The sequence below is a fragment of the Bradyrhizobium sp. P2_E8 genome (assembly GCF_056403875.1).
On the sequence record NZ_JBFUES010000523.1, the window covers coordinates 1 to 5,217 of the forward strand.

The 5,217-nt window shown below is 63.0% G+C and carries 7 protein-coding genes and 1 pseudogene; 4 read left to right on the forward strand and 4 right to left on the reverse strand.

Features of this window, described 5'->3' with window-relative positions; all coding sequences use genetic code 11:
* From AC1D00_RS25405 to AC1D00_RS25415, 3 genes and pseudogenes are all read left to right on the forward strand, one after another.
* Positions 1 to 643, forward strand: a pseudogene (locus AC1D00_RS25405) (CorA family divalent cation transporter); the annotation flags it as partial.
* A 161-nt stretch (positions 644 to 804) separates the two neighbouring features.
* On the forward strand, positions 805 to 1,017 hold the full coding sequence (locus AC1D00_RS25410) for a hypothetical protein (RefSeq protein WP_477012537.1): 213 nt from the start codon (positions 805 to 807) through the stop codon (positions 1,015 to 1,017).
* 526 nt (positions 1,018 to 1,543) lie between these two features.
* Positions 1,544 to 1,813 (forward strand): hypothetical protein, encoded by a 270-nt coding sequence (locus AC1D00_RS25415; RefSeq protein ID WP_477012538.1) that lies wholly within the window; start codon positions 1,544 to 1,546, stop codon positions 1,811 to 1,813.
* Positions 1,814 to 2,128: 315 nt separating this feature from the next.
* Here the strand turns inward: AC1D00_RS25415 and AC1D00_RS25420 are convergent, their stop codons facing one another.
* The 3 genes from AC1D00_RS25420 to AC1D00_RS25430 form a co-directional block, all read right to left on the reverse strand.
* Positions 2,129 to 2,257 (reverse strand): hypothetical protein, encoded by a 129-nt coding sequence (locus tag AC1D00_RS25420; RefSeq protein WP_477012539.1) that lies wholly within the window; start codon positions 2,255 to 2,257, stop codon positions 2,129 to 2,131.
* A gap of 144 nt (positions 2,258 to 2,401) precedes the next feature.
* The gene (locus tag AC1D00_RS25425; RefSeq protein ID WP_477012540.1) at positions 2,402 to 2,761 is read right to left on the reverse strand and encodes a response regulator; all 360 of its coding nucleotides are present in this window, start codon (positions 2,759 to 2,761) and stop codon (positions 2,402 to 2,404) included.
* A 305-nt stretch (positions 2,762 to 3,066) separates the two neighbouring features.
* Positions 3,067 to 4,161, reverse strand: a complete 1,095-nt coding sequence (locus tag AC1D00_RS25430) for a DUF1236 domain-containing protein (protein ID WP_477012541.1) — start codon at positions 4,159 to 4,161, stop codon at positions 3,067 to 3,069.
* 238 nt (positions 4,162 to 4,399) lie between these two features.
* Here AC1D00_RS25430 and AC1D00_RS25435 point away from each other — a divergent pair, with 238 nt between their 5' ends.
* Positions 4,400 to 4,627, forward strand: coding sequence for a hypothetical protein (locus tag AC1D00_RS25435; protein ID WP_354102109.1), 228 nt, complete (start codon positions 4,400 to 4,402; stop codon positions 4,625 to 4,627).
* Between the two features lie 225 nt (positions 4,628 to 4,852).
* Here the strand turns inward: AC1D00_RS25435 and AC1D00_RS25440 are convergent.
* Positions 4,853 to 5,217 (reverse strand): hypothetical protein (locus AC1D00_RS25440; RefSeq protein ID WP_477012542.1); only part of this gene is annotated, 365 nt, incomplete at its 5' end.

Sequence of the window (5,217 nt, forward strand, 5' to 3'; positions counted from 1 at the left end):
TCTCGGTCCGCCACGGAGCCTCGACTTCCTACAAGGCGGTACGCGAGCGGTGCGAATCCTGTCCTTCATCGCTCGCCCAGGGTGAGGACTACATCCTCTACGCCATCCTCGATTTCATCGTCGACAACTACCGTCCGGTGCTCGACACCATCCAGACCGAGGTCGACGAGCTCGAGGAAGAAGTCCTCAAGAAGGTCCTGCCGAAACGAGAATTCGACCGCATGTACCGGCTGCGCCGCGACCTACTTCGGTTGCGCCGCGCCGTCGGACCGATGATCGACGTCTGCAAGCGGCTGGAGCACGCGGACCTGGTCGCGATGGACGCCGAGATGAAGCCGCTGTTCCGCGACGTGCTCGATCACGCCAAGCGGGCAGAGGAGGACACTCCTTGCGCGAAATTCTCGCCTTCGTATTCGAAGCCACCATGATGGCGGGCCAGGCGCAGCAGACAGAGATCGCGCGGCGGCTGACTGCCTGGGCGGCCATTCTCGCGGTACCGACCGCGGTCGCCGGGATCTACGGCATGAACTTCGAGCACATGCCCGAACTGAAATGGGAATACGGATACTACATGGTGCTCGGCGGCATCGCCGTCATCTGCGGGATCCTGTACTGGCGGTTCAAAAAGAACGACTGGCTGTAGCGGCAAACCGCTTCACGGCAATCTTTATATCAGGCCTATATCGCGACCCTCCCTTCCTGCTCGTTTTCCTATGGGTTCGCATTTAGCCTTTCCGGCTAAGTCGCGGAGGCCAAATGGGACGCAGGTTACGGAAGTGCAGTAGCGGGACAGCACATCTTGCGGTGACGCTACTGGGCGTCACCGGCTTCCTCGGCTTCCTGATGGCGGCCCGGATGGACGACGCCAACGCCTCTCCGTTTGACGTCTTCGCCTTCGCCTGGTTCTTCACATTTGGGACGATCAAGTTTTGCCTGCCGTGGATGCTGGCGAGGCGATCAGGTTCCGGTCGCGCCCCGGCCGGCCGGCCGCTCGGATCCACCCTCAAGGACCACTGAAGGCAGGGATACCCCACCCGGGAGCGTGAACTTACAGTTCAGTGCCGTCTGGTCGCAGACTGCGAGAGTCTGATGAAAGTAGGAGTGTTTGCGAAGCCAGGGATAGGACTGCTCCTCGCTGTGGCACTCCTTGGCGCCCCGCTGGGAGCGGGAGTTGGCTGGGCGACTTATGGAAGCGTCAACTTCCACCTCGCGCTCTCTTGCGCCGTCTTGGCAATGTTGTTCCTTCTTCACCGAATTCAACGAAGAAATAACCAGATCGTCCAAGCAAAACTCGACAAGTTGATGGTGCAAGAAAAAGCAGGCTCCCGTAGATCGCCTGACCGCACGGATCGCCGCATCGGGAATTGAGGGATGATGGCCTGGACGATGTTCCGATGCGTGACTGGGCCCCTTGGCTTAAAGATTTCACACGACGGAACAGGTGGACAAGCCGGAGCTGCTGCAATTCGGAATCCCTGACCCGCGCTAACCGCTGGGAACGAGCCGGCGGTCCCAAGGATTCGTCTCGGCAGGAGCTCTCTCGATGCTGATGACGAAGGAACGAGGACCGGCGATCCGTATGCTACGCGGTTGGGCCATCCACGTGCTGCAGGAAGCGGGCGCCATCCACGAATGCGAGGAGCACGGCTGGGCGAAGGACCGGGCCGATCCGCACGCGCGGGAGCACGCGTTGGCCATCGCTAAACAAGATCCGCCCGACGGCTTGTCTCCGGATCAGGCGGTCGCTGAAGTTTGTGAAGTGCTGGACTCCATCGGCGACACCTGCCCCGAGTGCCTGCCCGACAATCCTTGAGACGAAGAGCATCGCGACATTGGCCTTCGACGCTCTTGTTCCGTGCCAGGAACAACCATTCTCATTTCGACGAAATATTCCTGAAACAAACCGCTGCTCTCATACGCAGGTCCGGGCGTGGGGTTTGTATCCGAAATAGTTTTCATTCCCGGGGCTGGCTTTGAGCGCACCTAATTTTTTTCTCGTCAATCAGACTTTGCAAAGGGCCCTCTAGCGGGGCCTTTTTTCTTGCTCTGAACGAGGAGCGAGTCCGCGACCGAAAGAACGAACTCCTCGATCGGGCGGAGGGCGCCGCACGGTCGGTGTCGACCGGCGCTACCCGCGTGGAAGTCGCACGCCCGACATCGCCGCCCAGCCGACGACCTCCTTCAGCGTGCGCCAGCCGACGCCGGAGACCGCAAACAGGTCGCGCTGCGTCAGTGACCGGAGATTTTCGGAGGTCACGGCGCGACCTGCCAACGCAGCGCGCACGGCGTTGCGCGCGAGCGCTCAATCCGGTCAGCGGCACTTCGTCCTTCCTCGCACCCATCGCGGATCCCGCCGCGGACGCCAGCCCTCGCTCGCGCCGGCTTAGACGGGCCGACAAGTTCAGTTCTCGAGCACGGTCTGGACCGCTCGATCGAGGGCGTCCAGTTGAAACGGTTTTCGGAGCGTGGGTCGATCCTTGAAGTCCTCCGGCAAGCCGTCCTCCCCGTAGCCGCTGGCGAAGATGAACGGCAACGCTCTTTTCACCAGGACCTCGGCGACAGGCGTGCTCTTGGAGCCTCCCAAATTTATGTCGAGGATCGCGATATCGAACGCCGCATCGGACGCGACCCTCACGGCATCCTCGAGGCTTCCGGCCTCGGCGACGACGACGTGGCCGAGCTCCTCGATCATGTCCACGAGCATCATGCGGATCAGGGCTTCGTCCTCGACGACGAGGAAAGATATCCGGGGTTGGCTCACTTGAATCCTTCGAGAACGATGCGCGCCCCTAAGAGAGCCTTGGCATCATGCCGACTTCGAGGAGGGCTTTTCAATCTCGAAGAAGGTCGGGTGAAGCAGGCAAACGCGGCGGGACTGGTTCTGGGGCCAGATGGCAAACGACCTCGACCGATGGGTCGAGGTCGCCCACCTGTGGGGGCCAGGTTTCGCTCCCGACTAGTGGGGGGCAATGCCGGGAGCGAAGACTCGACGTGCTGGCCCGCCGATCGTTCCTCACGTAGCGTGCGGGACACGGCCGGCCCCGGTCGAGGCCGGCCAAGCCAGGGTCAATCGATCTCTTCGATGACGCGGCGTTCCTGCGGCTCGACGATGTAGGTGTGGCTGTCGCGGTTGATGTACCGATACTCGCGGAGGGTCGGCGCATCGCGATAGACCTCCTCGGGGAAGGACTCGACTTCCACGCCCTCGGGCACGCGCTCTCCTCTGCGGATCTCGGTCCGCACCGCACTACCCGTCGTCTGACGCTCGCGCTCCACAGGGCGGGCCTTGGCGTGCTTCCGGATCACTTCGCGATCGCGATCGCTGAACGTCACCTTGCGCTGTTCGGTCCGCGCCGGCGCGGAGGCGGTCGAGCGCCCGGAATACGGGAGGACCGCGACGATCTGGTAGCTCGAAGGTTCGACGATGACGATCTCGTCCTTCACCAGTACGAAGTTGTAGCCTCGATACTGGGGCACGACCTCGACCACCTCGGCCGGCAACGGCTGGAGTCGCACGTCGCGCGGCACCGCGACGCCGACGGAAAGCGAGAAGTTCACGCGGTCGAGCGGCCGCACATCGAGATGCGAGATCGATTGGCTGATGCGCGTGCGCTGCTGATCGTTGATGTTGACCGAAGCGTTCACGTTGGTGCTCGACGAGCGATCGGCCGCGTTCTGCTGGTTGGTGGGCTGCTGGGCGGTATTCGTCGACCCGGTGCCCGTGGGCGATTGCGCCTGGTTGCCGTTCGACGCAGGGTTCGCGGTCTGCGCGTTGCCGTTCGAAGGCGTGTTGGTCTGCGCCTGGCTGGAGGGTGGGTTCGCCTGGTTCGCGGGCTGGCCGGTCTGCGCCTGGCTACCGGAAGAGGGCGTTTGTGCGGTGTTCGCGCCGGAGGCGGAGTTGGCCCCCTGACCGGATGCGTTCTGGCTGGAAGCCGGTGCCTGGGTCTGAGCGGAGCTCGACGACGGGTTGGCCGGCTGAGCGCTGCCTGAAGAGGTCGTCGACTGGGTCGACGTCGTGCTCGATGGCGGCGGGGTCGTGTTGGAATCCTGCTGACGCTGCGTCGGCGGATTCGTGTTCGAGGTGGTGGGGGACGATTGCGCGAACGCGGAAGTGGCGATCGCAACCGCGGCCGTAGTGGCCAGCAATAGACGCATGTTCATGGGATACTCCCTCATTGTTAGGCCCAGACAACCTTGGTTGCCGCCTTGAGTTCCAACTCGGGATGTTCCGGCAATCAGCACGACGCTCAGAGCCAAAATGCAGCGCCGGCGAAGAGGAGGTGGTCAGAATTCGGATTTTTGACGCGAATCCGCAATCGGGAAAAACCGGAACTTTCCGCCGCGATTTCGGTTGGCGATCACTACTGCGAAGTAGGTTAAAATCATTGGAGGAATGGACATGAAAAAACTGATCGTCTGCGGCGCTCTCGCCGCCTTCGCTCTCGGCACCCAGGCGGCCAGCGCCGCCGAGTTCTACGTCGTTCGCGATGCCACCACCAAGAAGTGCACGGTCGTGGACACCAAGCCCACCTCGACGACCACCACCATCGTCGACAACGGCACCTACAAGACCAAGACCGAAGCCGAGAGCGGCATGAAGACCACGAAGGTCTGCACCGAGCAGTAAGCCCGAGGGCCCGAGCGGCCCACGGACACTCATTTGGACAACCGAAGGAGGACATCATGCCCGTATTGCTGTTGTGGGCCGTGCCTGCCGTCATCGTCGTCGGCGGCGCAGGCTATTGGTTGGTTCACATGCACTGAGCGAGCGATACGCTGGCTCGAACGGCCCGTCCGGCATCGGACGGGCCGTTCTGCTGTCTACGTCCCGGCCGAAGCCTCGCCGAGCTCGTCAGGAAGCCTTGGCGCGGGCTCGCGCCCGGGCGGCGCGGCGACGCTGAAGACGATTGGTCCGACCGAGACGTACGGAGGGCGGAAGTCGGGGCCCGGTGCCCCCTGGCGGCTCTTCGAGTGCATCTGCCCCATGGAAAGGCTCCGCTTCGGAAGGCCTGGCCTCCATGAGGGCGAGGACGGCTCGTCCCTTCCCGGTAATTCGCCAGCCGCCGTCGAGTCTCTCGATCAAAGCTTGCGAGAAGATGTCCAGTTCGGGAACGCGCGCCGCCAGGCGCTTGGTGCGGTCGGCCCAGTCCCGGCCGCTGGCGGCGAGGATCGCCATATCGCGCTTGAGGTCGGCCATGGTCGCGAAGCCACCGGGAT